We start from the raw sequence: 19,215 nt of genomic DNA on the forward strand, positions 1-19,215 counted from the left end.
CGCGGCCCGGCGCGGCCCCTTCAGTGGTGCCCGGGCGTGCCCGTCCGCGGACGCGGTGTCGCGATGTGGCGCGTTCGGCAGGACACTTGGGGACCGGCGGCTACCGAGGGGGCCAGTGGTGACGAAGCAGACGCCGCAACGGCAGACGCAACTGAGCACGTCCGACCGGGCCGAGGTGTTACGGCTGCTGGAACGCGCCGTCGCCGGTGAGCTGCGGGACGGGCACTCCGGGGAGGAGGCGCTGCGGCAGGCACGGGCGGCGGTCGACGCGATCGCGGCCGAGACGTCGGCCGAGTACGCCGCCTACACCGCCGCGCTGGCGGCGGAACGCGCCGGCCGCCGGTCGTCGTTGGTCACCCCGGCGCTGGTGACCGCGGTCGCCGCCGTCGCGGCGTGCGTGGCGGACCTCGGCTGGGGCACGCCGACATCCACGGCGCTGGGCGTGGGCGGCGTGGTGGCGCTCGCCGGGGCGGCCGTGACGGCCGCGCTGACGACGGGCGGCGGCGGCGCCCGGCCGCAGGATCTGCGGCGGGCCTGGCTGGAGGCCGTGGAACAGCGCGGTGTACGGCCGTTCCTGGAACGCCGGCGCGCCGTACCGGCCCCGGCGAAGGTGCCGGCGCAGCGCCGCACCGACCGCAGCGCCGCCGCGCGGGGGCGCAGCGTCCTGGAGCAGTCCTTCGCCCAGCTCCCCGCCACCGAGGGGCCGTTCGCCGGCCGCCGGGACCAGCTGCGGCAGATCGCCCAGTGGGTGCACCAGGCGCGGGTCTCCCCCGCCTCGGAGCCCGTCGTGGTCGTCCTGCACGGCCAGGCCGGTTCGGGGCGCACCACGCTCGCGGTGCGCGCCGCCCAGCAGCTCAAGGACCAGTTCCGCGGCGCCTGCGTGGTCGACCTGCGCGGCGCCGCGCCCGGGGAGCGCCCGCTGCCCGTACGGGACGCGCTGCTGCACCTGCTCAACCGGCTGGGCGCGCCCCGCGAACAGCTCCTGTTCCGCGAACGCACCTCCCAGGAGCAGCATCTGCGGCGCCTGACCGACCAGTACCAGAAGCACCTCACCGACGTTCCGGTCGTCATCGTCCTCGACGACGCCGCCGGGCCCGAGCAGATCCGCGCCCTGGTCCCGGAGCGCTCCGACAGCCTCGTCCTGGTCACATCGGCCGAACCGATCGACCTCGACGTGCCGGCGGCCCGCGTGTACGCCCTCCCGGTCGATCCGCTCGGGGCGGCGGCGTCGCGGGAGCTGCTGGCCGGGCTGACGCCTGAGGCCGGCACGGCGGCGGACGGGGAGGGCGCAACCGACGCCGTACGGCGGCTGTGCGGTGGTCTGCCGCTCGCGCTGCGCATCGCGGGCAGTTCGCTGCCCGACCGGGGCGCGGAGCGGCTGGCGGCCGATCTGGCGGCGTACGGCCCGGTGGGCCCGGTCGACCGGGCGCTGGCACTGGGTTACCACGACCAGCCCGAGCCGGCCCGCCGGCTGCTGCGGCGGCTCGCGCTCGCCGGACGGACGAGCCTCGGCGCGGCGGCCGCCGCGGCCCTGCTGGGGGCGGAGGAGCAGGAGGCGGCCCGGCGGCTGGGCGAACTGGCCTCGGCCGGTCTGATCGAGCACGTGCGCGGCAGCCGCTACCGGTTGCACGACCTCGTACGGCGCTTCGCGCACGCGCGCCTGCTGGACGAGGAGGAGCCGGCCGAGCGGGCGGCCGCCCAGGAGCGCCTCATCCGCAGCTACTCCGAGCTGGCCGACGCGGTGATCCGGCTCGTCGACGGCCGGACCTCGACCCGCGCCGACCGCTTCGGCCCGCAGGGCTTCCCCTCCCTGGACCAGGCGCTGCGCTGGCTGGACGAGGAGTCGAGCTTCATCACCGCGGCGCTGCGGCACTCCGAAGGCGTCGACCAGCGGGTGGTGCAGCACCTGCTCGGCGCGCTGTGCGACTACTGCCTGCTCCGCGGCGACCTGTACCGGCTGGGCGAGATCAGCGAGCTGGCCCAGGCGCACCAGCGGGAGGCCGACCAGTCGGTGCTGGTCCGCTCGGTGCAGTGGCGCACCGGCATCGCCGCGCGGCAGCTCGGCGAGCTGGACAAGGCCCGCTCGACGCTGTCGTCGGTGGTCGACCTGTACTTCGAGGCGCAGCACCCGGCGGGCGCCGCCCGCGCCCTGTGCAGCCTGGGCATCACGCTCCACCAACAGGGCAGCCTGCGGGAGGCGGAGGTCAAGCTGCGGGAGGCCCTGGAGCTGCAGGCCGGCGACGAGCTGCGGGCCGACCGGGCCTGGACGCAGCACGCGCTGGCGGCGGTGCTGCGCGACGCGGGCCGGCCGGCGCAGGCGTACGAGCTGCTGACCGAGTCGCTGGCCCTGCACCGGGAGAGCGAGAGCGTGCACGGCGAGGCCTGGGCGCACCTGCAGCTGGGCCAGCTGCTGCTGCGGCTCGGCGACGCCGAGCGCGGCGAGACGGAGCTGCGGACCGCGGGCGAGTGCTACGCCGCGACCCGCGACCCCCGCGGCGAGGCCTGGACCACCACCCAGCTCGGCCGCGCCCGCCTGCTGCGCGGGGACGCCGGCGCCGCCCAGCACCTGCTGCGCGAGGCCCTGGCCCGCCACCGCGCGAACGAGGACGCCCGCGGCGAGGCGTGGTCGCTGTACTACCTCGGCCAGGCGCTGGAGGACGGCGGCGAGCTGGACGCCGCCCTGCGGGCCCTGGAGCGCTCCCGCACCATGTTCAGCCGGATGCGGGACGTCTACGGGCTGGCCTGCGCCCGCCACCATTCCGCCCGGGTCACCCGCGACCAGCGGGCGGCGCTCACCGGCAACCTGCGCAACAGCGGTTTCGCGCGCCAGCTCCTGCAGGACGCCCGGGCCGACTTCCACCGCGCCGGGGTGCCGCACGGCGAGGGCTGGTCCTGTGTGGAGCTCGCCGTCATCGACGCCGGCAACGGCCGCGTCCCGGCGGCCCTGGACCTGGTCCGGGAGGCGGAGCGGCTCTTCGCCGGTATGGGCGACCGGCGCGGCCTGGCGTGGGCACACTTCCTGCAGTGCACGCTGTTGCCGCTGCTCTCGCGCGAAGGGGCCGTCGAGGCCCGCGAGCGGCTCGCCCGGCTGACGGACGACCTGCACGAGGGCCGCGACCTGGACCTGCGGGAGTACGCGGAGACCTACGCCCTGCTGCTGGAGCGCGGTGTCGAGCCGGGCACGCCATGGGAGGCGTGGCGGCTGGGCATGGTGCCGTCGCGGGGTGCCCGGATGGTGATGGCCGTGCCGGTGGACCGGGCGGTGGAGGGCTGAGCGCCCGGCCCGGCGCGTCACCGGCTCCGCGGCGTCCCGCGGATGACCGTCGCGACGGGACCCGGCCGCCCAAGGACGAACCATGGGCCGGCTGCCCGCAGCGCTCCGGCCCATCCGCGACCGGGATCGGGCACTGCCGCGCGAGGCCGGCGTCCATCACGAGAGCCCGGAGCGGCACACGATCACCTTCGCGCGGGACGCGCCGGAGGGCGCCGACGACGGCCTCGCCGTGATCGTCTCCAGCGGCGCGCTGCCCGTGCCGGCCGTCGGCGGGCACGTCGCCGTGCACGACCACGAGGTGCGGGTGGTCGCGGTGCGGACCCCGTACACCCGCTCCGGCGACGAGGGCGTCCCGCTGCTCTTCACGCGGGTCACGGTCGCCGCGCCGGAGTGAGCGTGCCGGGCATCCCTCCCGGGCAGGGGAGCGGGTGCCCGGCGTGCCTCAGCCCTTTCGGCCGGGGCCCTCGGCGCCGGAGGCGGCGGATGCCTCGAGCGACTCCGACGGCTGCTCCGCCTGCTGCGGCTGGTCCTCGAAGTCGATCTTCTTGAACTGCTTGTTCATGTTCTTCATCAGCCACCACAGGGAGAGGCCGATGAGGGCGAAGATGACGAAGCCGAGGAGGCCGGGCGTCACCTTGTTCTCGTCCAGGTCCTTGACGGCGAGGGGGACGAGCTGGGCTGCGGCCGTGCCGAATGTCGCGTTCACGCGCTCAATTCTTCCGGATGCCCGCGAAGAGGTCGTCCTCGGGGAGGGAGGTGTCCACCCGGGACTTCGCGAGCTCGTAGTCCTCGGTGGGCCAGACCTCCCTCTGCAGCTCCATCGGGACGTGGAACCAGGCGCCGTCGGGGTCGATCTGGGTGGCGTGGGCGAGCAGGGCCTTGTCCCGGATCTCGAAGAAGTCGGCGCACGGCACGTGCGTGGTGATGTTGCGCTCCGGCCGGTCGGCGGTCTGCCAGCGCTCCAGCCACTCGCCGTACGGGGACTCCAGCCCACGGGCGAGCAGCGCCTCGTGCAGGGCGACGGTGCGCTGCCGGTTGAAGCCCTGGTTGTAGTAGAGCTTCAGCGGCGTCCACGGCTCGCCGGCCTCGGGGTAGCGCTCGGGGTCGCCGGCGGCTTCGAAGGCGACCATCGAGATCTTGTGGGTCATGATGTGGTCGGGGTGCGGGTAGCCACCGTTCTCGTCGTACGTGGTGATCACGTGCGGGCGGAACTCGCGGATGAGCTTCACCAGGGTGCCCGCGGCCTCGTCCACGTCCTGGAGGGCGAAGCAGCCCTCGGGCAGCGGGGGCAGCGGGTCGCCCTCGGGGAGCCCGGAGTCGACGTAGCCGAGCCAGGACTGCTCGACGCCGAGAATCTCTCGCGCCTCGTCCATCTCCTTGGCGCGGACCTCGTGGATGTGCTCCTCGATGTACTTGTCGCCCTGCAGTTTGGGGTTGAGCACGGAACCACGCTCGCCACCGGTGCAGGTGGCGACCAGGACGTCGACGCCCTCGGCTACGTACTTGGCCATGGTGGCCGCGCCCTTGCTGGACTCGTCGTCGGGGTGTGCGTGCACGGCCATCAGTCGCAGCTGCTCGGTCAAGGTCGGATCCTCAGTCATGGGTCGTAGGTAGCGGCTTCTATAGTGACCGAAGCGAGGGGCTGTTTGATTCCAAGGCGGGATTCCCCGGGCCCCGGGAGGACTGATTCATGAGCGCGGTGCGCGACGGACTGCCCGAGGGACGGTACGGGCGGGGTACCGACGACGACGCGCGCGCGGACCGAAGGCTGCGGCTCGTGGGCTCGGTGCTCGGTGTGGTCCTGCTGCTGTTCCTCGGCTGGATCGGCTGGGACAAGCTCGCCGGCACCGAGGTCAGCGCCGAGGTCATCAAGTTCCAGGTCGTCTCCGACCAGGAGGTCCAGGTCCACATCGAGGTACGCAAGGACGCCGGGGTCACGGCGGTGTGCACCCTGCGCTCGCTCGCCGAGGACCACAGCGAGGTCGGCCGTAAGGACGTTCGCCTCAAACAGCACACCGGTCGCATCGACACCGTCGTCACCATTCGCACCACGAGTCACGGCGCTTCTGCGGAACTGGTCGGCTGCCAGCCGGCCGGCTGATCCGACCTGCCCGGCCATTCACCCCTTGACCTGGGTCTATGGCTTCCCGATGATTTCCCTCTCGCCGTTTGTCGGGGGGAATTGTTACGCTCGTGGTTTCGCCCTCCCGCGAAGACGCATCTTTCTGGGTAGGGCGATCATTTGTAAGCAAGCGAGTTCGAGTACGACGAGGAGCACCTGTGACCCAGACCAGCGAGAACGTCACCTGGCTGACCCAGGAGGCGTACGACCAGCTCAAGGCCGAGCTGGAGCACCTGTCGGGTCCCGCACGCGCCGAGATCGTCGCCAAGATCGAGGAAGCCCGCCAGGAAGGCGATCTCAAGGAGAACGCCGGGTATCACGCGGCGCGTGAGGACCAGGGCAAGCTGGAGCTCCGGATCCGCCAGCTGACGCAGCTCCTGCAGCACGCGAAGGTGGGAGAGGCCCCGGCGGACAACGGCGTGGTGGCGCCCGGCATGGTCGTGACGATCGCCTTCGACGGCGACCCTGACGACACCCTGACCTTCCTGCTCGGCTCGCGTGAGTACGTGTCCTCCGAGCTGGAGACCTACTCGCCGCAGTCTCCGCTCGGCTCGGGCGTGAACGGCAAGAAGATCGGCGAGGACGCCTCGTACGAGCTCCCGAACGGCAAGAAGGCCTCGGTGAAGATCCTCGACGCCAAGCCGCACAGCGGCTGACGGCCGCCGCGCCCTGGAGCTCCAGGCTCCCGGCGTCGCCCCGCAGACGCAGGCGAGCCCCCGGCCTTCCGGCCGGGGGCTCGTCCGCGTCCCGCGGGAATGCGCCCGCGGGAGGGGGGTCAGGCGGTCGCCGAGCGGTACTTGCGCACCGCGAGGGTGCGGAAGATGGCGATGATGACGATCGACCACAGCACCGAGGCGAGCACCGGGTGCTGCATCGGCCAGACGTCCGGGGTCCGGTAGCCGGGCGGCAGGTTGCCGAACAGCTCCCGGCAGGCCAGCACGGTGGCGCTGAACGGGTTCCACTCGGCGATGTGCCGCAGCCAGGGGGTCATCTGGTTGGAGTCCACGAAGGCGTTCGAGATGAACGTCAGCGGGAACAGCCAGATCAGACCGCCGGAGGTGGCCGCCTCCGGGGTGCGGACGGACAGGCCGATCAGGGCGCCGATCCAGGAGAAGGCGTAGCCGAGCAGGAGCAGCAGGCCGAACGCCGCGAGCGCCTTGGGCAGGCCCTCGTGGACGCGCCAGCCGACGAGCACGGCGACGATCGCGAGCACCACGACCGTGAGGGCCGTCTGCACCAGGTCCGCCAGGGTGCGGCCGGTGAGCACCGCGCCGCGGGCCATGGGCAGCGAGCGGAAGCGGTCGATGAGGCCCTTGTGCATGTCGTCCGCGATGCCCGCGCCGGCGCCGGCGGTGGCGAAGGTCACGGTCTGGGCGAAGATGCCGGCCATCAGGAACTCGCGGTAGAGCGCGGGGCTGGTGGAGCCGCCGACGTTCATGGAGCCGCCGAAGACGTAGCTGAACAGCACCACGAACATGATCGGCTGCACGAGGCCGAAGATCACGACCTCGGGGATGCGCAGCATACGGATCAGGTTGCGCCGGGCGACCACCAGCGAGTCGCGTACGGACTGCACGATGGGGTTGGGGGTGCGCGGCGCGCTGGTGGAGACCGCGTCGGTCACCGTGGTCACTGGGACTCCTCTTCCTTCTCCTCGGCGGCGTGGCCGGTGAGGGACATGAACACGTCGTCGAGCGTGGGCCGGCGCAGACCGATGTCGTCGATCTCGATGCCGCGGGTGTCGAGCTCGCGGATGACCTCGGCGAGCAGCTTGGCGCCGCCCGTGACCGGAACGGTGATCCGCCGGGTGTGGTTGTCCACGGCGGTCTCGCCCTTGCCGAAGCCGTTCAGCACCTCGGTGGCGGTCACCAGGTGCTCGCGGTCGTGGACGACGACCTCGACGCGCTCGCCGCCGGTCCGCGCCTTCAGCTCGTCGGAGGTGCCGCGGGCGATGACCTTGCCGTGGTCGATCACGCAGATGTCGTGGGCGAGGTGGTCGGCCTCCTCCAGGTACTGCGTGGTGAGCAGCAGCGTGGTGCCGCCGGCGACCAGGTCCTGGATGACCTCCCACAGCGCGAGGCGGTTGCGGGGGTCGAGGCCGGTGGTCGGCTCGTCCATGAACATCACCGGCGGCCTGACGACCAGTGCGGCCGCCAGGTCGAGCCGGCGCCGCATGCCGCCGGAGTAGGTCTTGGCCGTGCGGTCGGCCGCCTCGGCGAGGTTGAAGCGGTCGAGCAGCTCCGTCGCGCGGGCCTTCGCGTCCCGAGCGCTCATCTGGTAGAGCTGGCCGACCATCTGCAGGTTCTCGCGGCCGGTGAGGTACTCGTCGACCGCCGCGAACTGACCGGAAAGGCCGATCTGCCGGCGCACTTCGTTGGGGTGCTTCAGCACGTCTATCCCGGCCACGACGGCCTTGCCGCTGTCGGGCTGCAGCAGGGTGGTCAGGACGCGCACGGCGGTCGTCTTCCCGGCCCCGTTGGGGCCGAGGAGGCCCAGGACGGTCCCCTCAGGGACGTCGAGGTCCACTCCGTCCAGTGCCCGTACGTCGCCGAAGGTCTTCACCAGACCTTCGGCATGGATGGCGCCTGGCATGCGATGTCTCCGATTCGGGGCTTGGGGTGCATGGGGACTGGGGCGCGCGGCCGCACGGCAGCGCACCACGATGTGTCGCGAGCATCCCAGACGCGATATATCGCGTCAAGCGGATTTACCGCACTCCGCCCTCGCGCGCCGTCCCGCGTCCACGACACCCGATTCCACCATGCCGCACGCCACTGACAATGCGGACCGAACGGGCTCAGAGCAGCGCGTATCCCGCCGTACGCAGCGCCTCCGCCACGGCGGCCCGGTGCTCGGGACCGCGGGTCTCCAGCTGCAGCTCGACCTCCGCCTCGGTCAGTCCCAGCCGAGGATCCGTGCGGACGTGCGCGATGTCCAGCACGTTCGCGTCACTCGCGGAAAGGATCTCCAGCAGGGCCGCCAGCGCTCCCGGCCGGTCCGTGAGCCGCAGCCGGAAGGACATGTAGCGCCCGGCGGCCGCCATGCCGTGCCGCAGGATGCGCTCCATCAGCAGCGGGTCGACGTTGCCGCCGGACAGCACGGCGACCACCGGCCCGTCGAAGGACTCCGGCCGCGACAGCAGCGCCGCCACCGGGCTCGCCCCGGCCGGCTCGACCACCAGCTTCGCCCGCTCCAGGCAGAGCAGCAGCGCGCTCGACAGCTCGTCCTCGCTGACCGTGCGCACCTCGTCCACCAGTTCCCGGACGATGGCGAACGGCACGTCCCCCGGGCAGCTCACCTTGATGCCGTCCGCCATGGTGGCCACCGAGTCCAGCCCCACCGGCCGCCCCGCCGCCAGCGACGGCGGGTACGCGGCCGCGCCCGCCGCCTGCACCCCGATGACCCGCACGTCCGGACGCACCGACTTCACCGCCACCGCCACACCGGCCGCGAGCCCGCCGCCGCCCATCCCCATGACGATCGTGCGCACCTCCGGGCACTGGTCCAGGATCTCCAGGCCCACCGTGCCCTGCCCGGCGACGATGTCCGCGTGGTCGAAGGGGTGGATGAAGACCGCCCCCGTCTCCTGCGCGTACTCCCGTGCGGCGCGCAGCGTCTCGTCCAACGCATGCCCGTGCAACCGCACCTCGGCCCCGTAGTCGCGGGTCGCCGCGACCTTCGGCAGCGGGGCCCCGGCCGGCATGAAGACGGTGGAGCGCACCCCGAGCAGCGACGCGGCCAGCGCCACGCCCTGCGCATGGTTGCCGGCGCTCGCCGCCACCACGCCCGCCGCACGCTCCTCCTGCCGCAGACCGGCGATCCGCACATAGGCGCCGCGCACCTTGAACGAGCCCGTGCGCTGCAGGTTCTCGCACTTCAGGTGCACCGGCGCGGCCACCAGACGGGACAGGTAACGGCTGCCCTCCATGGGTGTCACACGCGCGACACCCGACAGCATCTTGTGCGCGCCGCGCACATCGTCGATGGTGACGGGACACGGCCGCGCGGTCACCATCGCGCGACCCGTGGAACGTGCCGGACTTGCGGGGCTTTCCATGGTCCCCAGTCTTGCAGCAGTGGCCACCGCCCGGACGGACCGAGCAGTTTTCCGCGGCGGGGTCCCCGGGTGACGCTCTCCGCGTACTCTTCTCCCAACCTTCGCAGGACCGACAGAACGCGAGCTTCCGGCCATGCCCATTCCCCCCTCGGAGATCACGACCGACCTCCTGGAGCGCCTGCAGCACGAGGTGGCGCTCTTCGCCCGCCGCGCGGAACAGACGCGCCTCGGTGGCGTCGGCAAGGCCCGCAACTCCATGGACCGGGCCGCTTACCTGCTGCTCCACCGCCTGGACGACGAGGGCCCGATGGGCGTCAAGGCGCTCGCGGAGGGCATGGGCATCGACTCCTCCACCGTCACGCGGCAGGTCGCCCCGCTCGTGGACAGCGGACTGGTCAAGCGCACCTCCCACCCCGAGGACGGGCGGGCGGTCGTGCTCGCGCTCTCCCCCCGCGGGCGTTCGCGTCTGGAGGAGGTCCGCAGCTCGCGACAGCGGCTCATGGAGGTCGTGACGGAGGACTGGACGCCGCAGGAGCGCGAGTCCTTCACCGATCTCCTCGGCCGGTTCAACACCGCGCTCGCGCGGTACCACTCCTCCGTCACACAGGGAGACGAGCAGAACTCTTGACCTGAGGTCGCCGTCTGCCGTCCCATGTCGCTGTGGGAGAGCGCCGGGAGGCAGCGGAGCGCCTGCGCGAGGCCGAGTTCGAGGCGTTCGCGGCAGGCGCGGCAGGGCGTTTGCTGCATGTCGCCGTCCTGCTCACGGGGGACCGGACGGAGGGGACCGAGCTGCTCTGCGCCGCCCTGTCGCGCACCTACGCGGACTGGTTCCGGATGCGCGGCGAGGACCCGTACGCCTGCGCCCGCGCCGAGATGGTCCGCCGCTTCGCCCACCGGCCCTGGTGGCGCCGCCCGCGCGGCGGGGTGCTCGGGCCGCTCAACGTGCGGGAGCGGCTGGTGATCGTACTGCGGCTGTACGAGGGCATCGCCGAGGAACAGGCCGCCGCGCAGCTCGGCATGCCGTCGGAACGCGTACGGACGATCACCCTGCGGGCCACCGCGGTCCTGCGCAGCCGGCCCGTCCGCGGCGGCGCGGCCCCCCGGGTGCGGGAGGCCGCGTCGTGAGCGCGTACGACCGCAAGCAGGAGGAGGTCCGCCGGCTGCTCGACGGGCCGCACCCCGCCGTACCGGTGGACCTCGCCCCGCGCGCCGCCGAGCGCGGCCGCCGCGTCCTGGCCCGTCGCCGCGTGCTGCACGCGGCCCTGTGGACGCTGCTCGTCGTGGGGATCGCCGTCGGGCTCGTCCTGGCGGCACTGTGGTGGCCGTCCGCGGAACCGCTCGACACGACGCCGGGCATCGGCGACTGGTAGCGGCCGACCGGAGGGGGAACCCCCGCCCGTCGGCCGCGTGCGGCCCTACGCGCCCAGCGCCTGGCGCAGGTCCTCCAGCAGGTCGTCCACCGACTCGATGCCGACCGACAGCCGCACCAGATCCGCCGGCACCTCCAGCGCGGAACCCGCGACCGAGGCGTGCGTCATGCGGCCCGGGTGCTCGATGAGGGACTCGACGCCGCCCAGGGACTCGCCCAGCGTGAACAGCCGCGCCCGGTTGCACACCTCGACCGCCGCCTCCTCGCCGCCCGCGACGCGGAAGGAGACCATGCCGCCGAACCGCTTCATCTGCTTGGCAGCGACATCGTGCCCCGCGTGCTCGGGCAAGCCCGGGTAGAAGACCTGGGTGACCTTCGGGTGCAGCGACAGCAACTCCGCGACCCGGGCCGCGTTCTCGCTGTGCCGGTCCATGCGCACCGCCAGCGTCTTGATGCCCCGCATCACCAGCCACGCGTCGAACGGACCGGCGACCGCGCCCATCGCGTTCTGGTGGTACGCCAGTTCCTCGCCGAGCCCCGCGTCGGCCGCGACCAGCGCGCCGCCGACCACGTCCGAGTGCCCGCCCATGTACTTGGTGGTGGAGTGCACGACCACGTCGGCGCCGAGCGCCAGCGGCTGCTGCAGGTAGGGGCTGGCGAAGGTGTTGTCCACGACGAGCCGGGCGTCCGCGCCGCGCGCGATGTCCGCCAGCGCCGCGATGTCGGTGATCCCGAGCAGGGGGTTGCTGGGCGTCTCGACCCAGATCAGTCTGGTCTCCGGCCGCAGCGCGGCCCGGACCGCCGCCGGGTCGGAGGTGTCGGCGACCGACCACCGCACGCCCCAGCGCTCGACGACCTTCGCGAACAGCCGGAAGGTGCCGCCGTACGCGTCGTTGGGGATGACGACGTGGTCGCCGGGCTTCAGGACCGTGCGCAGCAGGCAGTCCTCGGCGGCCAGGCCGGACGCGAACGCCAGGCCGCGGCGGCCGCCCTCGAGCGCCGCGAGGTTCTCCTCCAGCGCGGTGCGGGTGGGGTTGGCGGAGCGGCTGTACTCGTAGCCGCCCCGCAGGCCGCCGACCCCGTCCTGCTTGTACGTGGAGACCTGGTAGATCGGCGTGACCACGGCCCCGGTCCGGGTGTCGGCCGGCTGACCCGCGTGGATCGCGAGGGTCTCGAAGTTCTGGTGCTGCTGCTCGCTCATACCGCCGAGCGTAGTGCGCGCCGCGGGCCGGGACGTGCCGGGCGGGCCCGCGTAGGCTTGCTCATCATGGAATTCCTGTGGGTGCTGTACGGCGTTCTGCTGATCTCCGCGATCGTGCTGGTGCCCCGCATGCTGCGCGGCCGCGGTGTGCGGGCCGTGGCCACGGTCGATCCCGCCCGGTACGGCCTCGTGCCGCGGGAGGAGATCGACATCCGGCTGCCGGGACCGGACGACGAGCTGACGCAGGCGCTGACCGTGACCCAGCGCACCCAGGACTGGCGCGCGGTCGCCGCCCTCCTCAAGGGCACCCCGGCCGAGGGCGAGCTCCGCTGGCAGCGGGTGCAGACCCTGGCCGGCGCCGCGGCGGTCGAGCTGGCGCAGGCCGCCGGTACGGGCGCGGCGTGGCTGCGCACCTGGCGGGTCGAGGACGCCAAGGACGCCGGCGGGGCGGCCGTCCACGCGGCGTTCCTGGTGCAGCGGGCCCGGCGCGAGCCGGCCGGCTCCCCGGACGTGGCGATGATCCTGGAGGAGGCCCGCACGGTCGCCGACCAGGCCGCGCTGCTCGCGCCGGGCGACCCCGTCCCGTACATCGTCGCGCTCGCCGCCGACGGGGACTTCGACCCGGCCTGGGAGAAGATCACCTCCCGCGCCCCGCACCACATGGGTGCCCACCTGGCCGCCCTCGCCCGCCTCCCGGAGGACGCCGCACGCGACTTCGCCGAGCGGGCCGCCTCCTCCGCTCCCGAGGGCAGCCTGCTGCCGGCGCTGCCGCTCTTCGAGGTCTTCGCGCACCAGCCGGACGTCATCCTCGTCCGCGGCTTCTACGAGAGCGAGGTCGTCTCCCGAGCCATCGGCGGCGCCCTCTACGCCACCGAGCACGCCTCCCCCTCCGACCCGGTGCTGCCCGTGGTTCGGCACCTGCTGGCGGCCTTCCTGCTGCGCGCGGAGCGCTTCTTCGAGGCGGTCGAGCAGTTCCGCGCCGTCGACGGCTACGCGGGCGCGGCCCCCTGGGCCTACGACCCCGACCCGGCCGCGGCGTACACCGCCCACCGCGCGCAGGCGCTCGCCGGGCTGGAGTGGAACTCCGAGCGCGGGCACACCCGTTGACGCACGCCACGCCTGCCCTCCCGTGAGGAGGCGATACTCAGGAGTTGTGGACTGGCCGGAGCGCTGATGCCGTCCTGCGCTCCAGCAGCGTGACCGAGACACCGGGCACGATCCGGCGCTCGACGACAGGGACGAATCCGCGCCGACGATAGAGCGCGAGTGCGGGCAGGTTGGCGGTTCCGGTGGAGACGACGGTCAGTTCCGCGGGCTCGATCGAGTCCAGGGCGTCGAGCAGTGCCGTTGCGACACCGCGACGGTGCGCGACGGGATGGACCACGAGCCGGCAGATGTCCAGAGCACCGTTCGGCAAGCGGGCCCAGGCGACCGCTCCGACAAGTCCCGACTCATCGCGAACGCCGAGGAAGGACTCGTCACATGCCCGCAACTGCTCAAGGGACTCGTGCAGGGGCGGGATGCCGTCGAAGCCGATGAGCCGGGCTTCGACCGCGTAGGAGGCCCGCTGAAGGTCCCACAGTTGACGCAGGGTGTCGGGATCGGACAGGTCGAGCCGGACCGCTTCGGCAAAGGGCCGGTGGGGTTCGGTGACGGCGTGGTGTTGGCCGGTCATGCCAAGATCCTCTCACCCCGCGGACGGCGCTGGGCCGCTGCTCGCGCGGGCGGTGAGTTCGGGGCCGAGGAGGCGTACCTCCTCCGTCGGGCTGCCGTTGAGCTTGGCGATGACGAGTTCGACCGCGTGCCGGCCCATCTGCTGCGCGGGGATGGCGACCGAGGTGAGCTGGGGGGCGGCCTGGGTGGCCACCTGGTCGGGGCAGACGGCGACGACGGAGAGGTCCTCCGGCACGGCGCGGCCCTGCTGGCGCAGGAGCGCGAGAAGGGGGGCGATGGCGGACTCGTTCTGGACGACGAGGGCGGTGGTGTCGGGCCGTTCCTCGAAGATGCGGGAGAGGGTGCCCGCGGTGGACTCGTAGCTTCCCTCGCAGGGGCGGTGGATGAGCCGCAGTCCGCGTTCGGCGGCGCGGGAGCGCAGGCCCTGGAGGGTGCGTTCGGCGAAGCCCGTGTGGCGCCGGTAGACCGCGGCGGCCTCGCCGACGACGGCGACGGAGCGGTGGCCGAGGTCCGCGAGGTGGTCGGCGCAGAGCGCGCCGGTGGCGACGAAGTCGAGGTCGACGCAGGTGAGTCCGGCGGTGTCGGCGGGCAGTCCGACGAGCACGGCGGGCCGTTTCCCGGCACGCAGCAGCGGGATGCGCTCGTCCTCCAGCTCGACGTCCATGAGGATCATCGCGTCGGCGAGTCCGCTGGCCGCGACCCGGCGGACGGCGGTGGGGCCCTCCTCGCCGGTGAGCAGGAGTACGTCGTGGCCGTGCTGACGGGCCGTCGTGGCGACCGCCATCGCGATCTCCATCATGACGGGGACGTACATGTCTGTACGGAGCGGCACCATGAGGGCGATGATGTTCGAGCGGCTGCTGGCCAGCGCCCGCGCGCCGGCGTGCGGGTGGTAGCCGAGTTCCTGGATGCTCCGTTCGACCCGCCGACGCGTGCCCTCGGAGATCGACCGCTTGCCGCTCAGGACGTACGAGACGGTGCTGGCGGAAACCCCGGCGTGCCGGGCTACCTCGGCGAGTGTGGCCATCGCGTGTCTCCGTCCCCCAAGAAGTGTCGAGGCGCGTGCCGAAAGCGTTGAAGCGCTTCGACACAGACGGTATCCGGACCCCCACATCCCTGTCCAGACAGGAGTCGAAGCGCTTCGACACCCTCATGGCCGAATCCGGCTTGGCGTTCGATGTGACGCTTGAGCTGTCCGCGACAGGCGGCACATACTGCGTATGCAAGGCGGGGGCTTCACCGGGGGGAACGCCGTGGGGGAACATCGCGTGCGCGCGCCCGGGAACGAGCGCTCCCGCGTGTCATGACGCAGACACAAGGGGATACGTTGCACCGACGATGGAAGAAGGCGCGCGCGGCAGCGCTCGCGACGGGGGTCGTGGCGGCGCTGACCGCCGGCGCCGCCGTACCGGCCTCGGCGGCCGGTCCGTCGGCCGCGGAGCCGGCCGGCTCCGCGTCCGCCACGGCGGTCAGGGACCGCGTGTGGATCACGCTGATCACGGGCGACCGGGTCGCCGTGGACTCGCAGGGCAGGCCTGTCGCCCTCAAACGCGCCAAGGGGCGCGAGAACATACCGGTGCAGATACGCCGGCAGCACGGCCATGTCTACGTCGTCCCGCAGGACGCGGTGCAGCTGATCGCGCAGGGCCGGGTCGACCGCCGGCTCTTCGACGTGACCACGCTGCGCCGGGCCGAGTACCGCAAGGCCGCCGAGCGGCACGGCCTCGGACTGATCGTCACCTACCGGGGCAGCAGGCCCGAGGCGCGGACCGAACTGCACCGCGCCCAGGGCACCGAGGTGACCCACACCTTCGCGCCGCTGGGCGGCGAGGCCGTCACCGCGCCCGAGGACTGCGCTTCCGGCGTCTGGACGGCGCTGACCGACGCCCCGCAGGGCTCCCCGTACGCCACCGCCGAGTCCGGCCTGCGCACGGTCTGGCTGAACGCGATCCAGAAGGCCGCGGCCGAACCGAGCTGGAACACCCGGCAGATCCACGCGCCGGACGCCTGGGACGCGGGCTACGACGGAACCGGCGTCACGATCGCGGTGCTGGACACCGGCGTCGACAAGAGCCACCCGGACCTGACCAGTCAGGTGGTCGCCGAGAAGAACTTCTCCACCGCGGACAACCTGCTCGACCACTTCGGCCACGGCACCCACGTCGCCTCCATCGCCGCCGGCACCGGCGAGAAGTCGGCCGGTGCCTACAAAGGCGTGGCCTCGGGCGCGCGGATCATCAGCGGCAAGGTGCTGGACGACGACGGCTTCGGCGACGACGCCGGGATCATCGCGGGCCTGGAGTGGGCCGCCGCCTCCGGCGCCAAGGTGGCCAACCTGAGCCTCGGCGGGACCGACACCCCGGGCGTCGACCCGATCGAGGAGGCGGTCAACCGCCTGTCGGCCGACACCGGCACGCTGTTCGTCATCGCGGCGGGCAACGAGGGCGACGGCGACTCCACCGTCGGCTCCCCCGGCAGCGCGGACGCCGCGCTGACCGTCGGCGCGGTCGACAAGGACTCCAAGCTCGCCGACTTCTCCTCACGCGGCCCGCGCGTGGGCGACGGAGCGATCAAGCCCGATGCCACCGCCCCCGGCGTGGACATCACCGCGGCCGCGGCCGCGGGCAGTGTCATCGACACCGACCCCGAGGTCCCGCACACCCCGGACGGGAGCTACCTGACCATCTCCGGCACCTCCATGGCCACTCCGCACGTGGCGGGCGCCGCGGCGATCCTCGCCCAGGAGCACCCGGACTGGACGGGCCGGCAGATCAAGGCCGCGCTGGTCGGCTCCACGACGGACGGCGGCTACACCGCCTTCCAGCAGGGTTCCGGCCAGATCGACCTGGCCGGGGCGATCCACCAGGACGTGGTCGCAGAACCGGTCTCGCTGAGCTTCGGCGTCGCCCGGTGGCCGCACGCCGACGACACCCAGCAGTCCAGGACGATCACGTACCGGAACTCCGGTGACTCCGACGTCACCTTGCACCTGTCGGTCACCGGCAAGGACCCGGCCGGTGCCGCGGCGCCGGCCGGCTTCTTCACCCTCGACAAGCAGCAGCTGACCGTGCCCGCCGGCGGCACCGCGCAGGCCACGCTGACCGTCGACACCACCCTCGGCGGCAGCCTCGACGGCGCCTACAGCGCGGCCGTGGTGGCCGGCGACGGGACGCGGTCGGTGCGCACCGCCGCGGGCGTGGTGCGCGAGGCCGAGTCGTACGACCTGCGGATCAACAACCTGGACCGCGACGGACGGCCGGCCGCGGCCTACGACACGCTCGTCCTCGGACTGGACGGCGACACCTTCGAGGAGGTCACCAACGACAGCGGCAGCACGGTGCTGCGCCTGCCCAAGGGCAGCTACGCCGTGGACAGCCTCATCGTGAGGCTCGCCGCCGACGGCCAGACGATCAAGAGCGCGAACTGGGTGAACCGCCCGCTGGTCAAGCTCACCAAGGACACCGAGCTGACGCTCGACGCGAGCAAGGCCAAGCCGTTCGTGTTCACGCTGCCGGACCGGGCGGCCAGGCAGTCGGACCTCATGGTCGGCTACAACCTGAACTACGGCGCCGCCGGCGCGGGCCTCAGCTTCAACGCCGGCACGCTGCGGGACTTCCGTACCGCGCACTCCGGCCCCGCGCTGACCGCCGCCCAGTATCAGGCGACCGTGGCCGGGCTGTTCGAGCACGGCTCGAAGGTCTACACGGTGGCGTACGGCCGCACGAAGTCGTTCTACACGGGCTACACCAGGACCGTGCGGAGCGCCGACCTGGCGAGGATCACCACCACCGGCGGCTCCTCGGTGAAGCGCAAGCTCGGCGCGGTCTTCACCACCCCGTTCGTGAACCGGGCCATGGTGACGCCGAGCGGCTTCCTCACCGGGCTGCCCTTCACCAAGGCCGTGTACGTCAACGCCTCCGGCGTCTCCTGGGCGCAGGACTTCCTGCAGACCGACGCCTCGGGCGAGATGTCCGAGGGGTACTACGAGGCGCCGGCCCGGACCTTCACCAAGGGCAAGAGCTACAGCCGCAGCTTCAACGTCGGCGTCTTCGGCCCGAAGCTGGACCGCCACTCCGGCATCGTGCGCTCCGGTGACGAGATCTCGGGCACGGTAGGCCTCTTCACCGACGGTCAGGGCCACAGCGGCTTCTCGTCGTACGACAGGGCCACCACGATCCTGTACCGGGGCGGGACGAAGGTCGGGAGTTACAACGGCACGCTCGACGACGGCGCCGTCTTCACCGTCCCGGGCGCCAAGGCCGGCTACCGGCTGACCACTTCGGTGACCCGCGCCTCGACCGCGGCGGTCAGCACCCGCATCACCGCGTCCTGGACGTTCTCCTCCAGGCACGTCGGCGGTGACGTCCCGGCCGCTCTGCCGGTCTCCGTGGTGCGCTTCACCCCGTCCCTGTCCGCCATGAGCACCTCCAAGGCGAAGGCCACGGTCAAGATGCCAGTGACCGTCCAGGGCGCGGCCGCGGGCCGCGACCTGAAGTCTTTGAAGGTGTACGTCTCCACCGACGGCGGCGCCCACTGGTCGAAGCTGACGGTCAGGAGCGGCAAGGTGACGCTGAAGAACCCCACGGCGGGCAGGGGTGTCTCCTTCAAGGCCCTGGTCAGCGACAAGAAGGGCAACACCCTGTCCCAGGTGATCTACAACGCGTATCTCGCGAAGTAGGTCGAAGCGTAGGACGGCAGGCGACCCGCCCGGAACGGAATCCGCCGTTCCGGGCGGGTCGACCGCCCTTGTGCCCTCCACGGGCCCGTGCCCGATCTCTGCCGCGCCCGCAACGGCCGCACGGCAGTCGGCGTCCTGCTCCGCAGCGGCTCGGAGGACGCGCGCAGCACCGACGCCACCAGGATGCCGAACCACGCGTTCGACGGGAGTAGTTGCTCCACCGCAGTCACCGTGACCCTGCGTGAGCTCCCGGCCGGCGCGCAGCGCCACTGACCGGCCGTCTCTTGCGCCGTCCCGCCGGGCGGGATAGGAAGCGAACCATGAATGCCACGCTCGGCGCGATGATCACTGCTGTCGTCGGAGTGCTCGGCACCCTGTTCGCCCCCGTGCTCGCCCAGCGCGGCACGGACCGGCGCCGCCTGGCGGAGGCCGCCGAGGCGGAGCGGCTGCGCCGGTTCGAGGAACGGCGGACGGCCTACACGGCGATGAACCGGGCCTCGCGGCAGTTCCACACGCTGCTCAAGGACGCCCTGCACCGGATCAGGGACGGGGTCTACTCCGCCGAGGAGCGGGACCAGGTCGAGGAATCCCGCCGTGAGTACCGGGACCGGTACGCCGAGGCGCAGATGATCGTCCCGGAACGCGTCCTGGCGGCCTCGCGAGACGTCAACCAAGTCCTCGCGGCGGCGGACGCCGCGGCCAAGCGGCTCGACCGCGGCCTCGCCCGGGACGGCGAGAGCCCGCACAGCGCGCTGGAGGCCCTGCGGGACGCGGAACCGCTGCTGCGGACGCTGCAGCGCCTGATGCGCGAGGACCTGGGCGTCACGGACTGAACGCCTC

General features: G+C 72.7%; 19 protein-coding genes. 11 read left to right on the forward strand and 8 right to left on the reverse strand.

From position 1 onward, the window contains the following. The first annotated feature begins 115 nt into the window (after positions 1–115). The gene (locus AC3EUJ_RS07005; protein WP_431960106.1) at positions 116–3,274 is read left to right on the forward strand and encodes a tetratricopeptide repeat protein; all 3,159 of its coding nucleotides are present in this window, start codon (positions 116–118) and stop codon (positions 3,272–3,274) included. Between the two features lie 82 nt (positions 3,275–3,356). Next, complete coding sequence (locus AC3EUJ_RS07010; protein WP_431960107.1) at positions 3,357–3,668, forward strand: hypothetical protein; 312 nt, start codon at positions 3,357–3,359, stop codon at positions 3,666–3,668. Between the two features lie 48 nt (positions 3,669–3,716). Here the strand turns inward: AC3EUJ_RS07010 and AC3EUJ_RS07015 are convergent, their stop codons facing one another. Both AC3EUJ_RS07015 and mca read right to left on the reverse strand, forming a co-directional pair. Beyond that, positions 3,717–3,980 (reverse strand): hypothetical protein, encoded by a 264-nt coding sequence (locus AC3EUJ_RS07015; protein ID WP_431960108.1) that lies wholly within the window; start codon positions 3,978–3,980, stop codon positions 3,717–3,719. Positions 3,981–3,984: 4 nt separating this feature from the next. Then, on the reverse strand, positions 3,985–4,857 hold the full coding sequence (mca, locus tag AC3EUJ_RS07020; protein WP_431960247.1) for a mycothiol conjugate amidase Mca: 873 nt from the start codon (positions 4,855–4,857) through the stop codon (positions 3,985–3,987). Between the two features lie 107 nt (positions 4,858–4,964). On the opposite strand from mca, the gene AC3EUJ_RS07025 reads away from it, so the two are divergent. Further along, the gene (locus AC3EUJ_RS07025; protein WP_431960109.1) at positions 4,965–5,375 is read left to right on the forward strand and encodes a DUF4307 domain-containing protein; all 411 of its coding nucleotides are present in this window, start codon (positions 4,965–4,967) and stop codon (positions 5,373–5,375) included. A 179-nt stretch (positions 5,376–5,554) separates the two neighbouring features. Then, positions 5,555–6,052: a transcription elongation factor GreA gene (gene greA, locus AC3EUJ_RS07030; protein WP_431960110.1), complete on the forward strand. Its 498-nt coding sequence runs from the start codon at positions 5,555–5,557 to the stop codon at positions 6,050–6,052. 119 nt (positions 6,053–6,171) lie between these two features. Here greA and AC3EUJ_RS07035 read toward each other — a convergent pair whose 3' ends face one another. The 3 genes from AC3EUJ_RS07035 to ilvA form a co-directional block, all read right to left on the reverse strand. Then, complete coding sequence (locus AC3EUJ_RS07035; protein WP_431960111.1) at positions 6,172–7,029, reverse strand: ABC transporter permease; 858 nt, start codon at positions 7,027–7,029, stop codon at positions 6,172–6,174. Further along, positions 7,026–7,988 (reverse strand): ATP-binding cassette domain-containing protein, encoded by a 963-nt coding sequence (locus AC3EUJ_RS07040; RefSeq protein WP_431960112.1) that lies wholly within the window; start codon positions 7,986–7,988, stop codon positions 7,026–7,028. The genes AC3EUJ_RS07035 and AC3EUJ_RS07040 overlap by 4 nt, the downstream gene beginning before the upstream one ends. A gap of 205 nt (positions 7,989–8,193) precedes the next feature. Continuing rightward, entirely contained in the window at positions 8,194–9,411 is a 1,218-nt protein-coding gene (gene ilvA / locus AC3EUJ_RS07045; RefSeq protein ID WP_431960248.1) for a threonine ammonia-lyase, read from the reverse strand. A gap of 175 nt (positions 9,412–9,586) precedes the next feature. Between ilvA and AC3EUJ_RS07050 the strand changes: the two genes are divergently transcribed. The 3 genes from AC3EUJ_RS07050 to AC3EUJ_RS07060 are packed head-to-tail and all read left to right on the forward strand — an operon-like array spanning position 9,587 to position 10,823. Beyond that, a complete protein-coding gene (locus tag AC3EUJ_RS07050) occupies positions 9,587–10,081 on the forward strand; it encodes a MarR family winged helix-turn-helix transcriptional regulator (protein WP_431960113.1) in 495 nt (164 codons plus the stop codon). Between the two features lie 32 nt (positions 10,082–10,113). Continuing rightward, the gene (locus tag AC3EUJ_RS07055) at positions 10,114–10,578 is read left to right on the forward strand and encodes a sigma factor-like helix-turn-helix DNA-binding protein (protein WP_431960114.1); all 465 of its coding nucleotides are present in this window, start codon (positions 10,114–10,116) and stop codon (positions 10,576–10,578) included. After that, positions 10,575–10,823, forward strand: a complete 249-nt coding sequence (locus tag AC3EUJ_RS07060; protein WP_431960115.1) for a hypothetical protein — start codon at positions 10,575–10,577, stop codon at positions 10,821–10,823. The genes AC3EUJ_RS07055 and AC3EUJ_RS07060 overlap by 4 nt, the downstream gene beginning before the upstream one ends. A 45-nt stretch (positions 10,824–10,868) precedes the next feature. Here AC3EUJ_RS07060 and AC3EUJ_RS07065 read toward each other — a convergent pair whose 3' ends face one another. Beyond that, complete coding sequence (locus AC3EUJ_RS07065) at positions 10,869–12,023, reverse strand: cystathionine gamma-synthase (protein ID WP_431960116.1); 1,155 nt, start codon at positions 12,021–12,023, stop codon at positions 10,869–10,871. A gap of 66 nt (positions 12,024–12,089) precedes the next feature. On the opposite strand from AC3EUJ_RS07065, the gene AC3EUJ_RS07070 reads away from it, so the two are divergent. Then, complete coding sequence (locus AC3EUJ_RS07070; protein WP_431960117.1) at positions 12,090–13,130, forward strand: hypothetical protein; 1,041 nt, start codon at positions 12,090–12,092, stop codon at positions 13,128–13,130. Between the two features lie 37 nt (positions 13,131–13,167). Here AC3EUJ_RS07070 and AC3EUJ_RS07075 read toward each other — a convergent pair whose 3' ends face one another. Further along, complete coding sequence (locus AC3EUJ_RS07075) at positions 13,168–13,698, reverse strand: GNAT family N-acetyltransferase (protein WP_431960118.1); 531 nt, start codon at positions 13,696–13,698, stop codon at positions 13,168–13,170. A gap of 12 nt (positions 13,699–13,710) precedes the next feature. Continuing rightward, positions 13,711–14,724 (reverse strand): LacI family DNA-binding transcriptional regulator, encoded by a 1,014-nt coding sequence (locus AC3EUJ_RS07080; protein ID WP_431960119.1) that lies wholly within the window; start codon positions 14,722–14,724, stop codon positions 13,711–13,713. A gap of 300 nt (positions 14,725–15,024) precedes the next feature. On the opposite strand from AC3EUJ_RS07080, the gene AC3EUJ_RS07085 reads away from it, so the two are divergent. From AC3EUJ_RS07085 to AC3EUJ_RS07095, 3 genes are all read left to right on the forward strand, one after another. Next, positions 15,025–18,375: a S8 family peptidase gene (locus AC3EUJ_RS07085; protein WP_431960120.1), complete on the forward strand. Its 3,351-nt coding sequence runs from the start codon at positions 15,025–15,027 to the stop codon at positions 18,373–18,375. Between the two features lie 87 nt (positions 18,376–18,462). Beyond that, positions 18,463–18,648, forward strand: coding sequence for a hypothetical protein (locus AC3EUJ_RS07090; protein ID WP_488180948.1), 186 nt, complete (start codon positions 18,463–18,465; stop codon positions 18,646–18,648). Positions 18,649–18,695: 47 nt separating this feature from the next. Continuing rightward, entirely contained in the window at positions 18,696–19,208 is a 513-nt protein-coding gene (locus tag AC3EUJ_RS07095; protein ID WP_431960122.1) for a hypothetical protein, read from the forward strand. Positions 19,209–19,215: the final 7 nt, after the last annotated feature.

The organism is Actinacidiphila sp. bgisy160 (assembly GCF_057707815.1).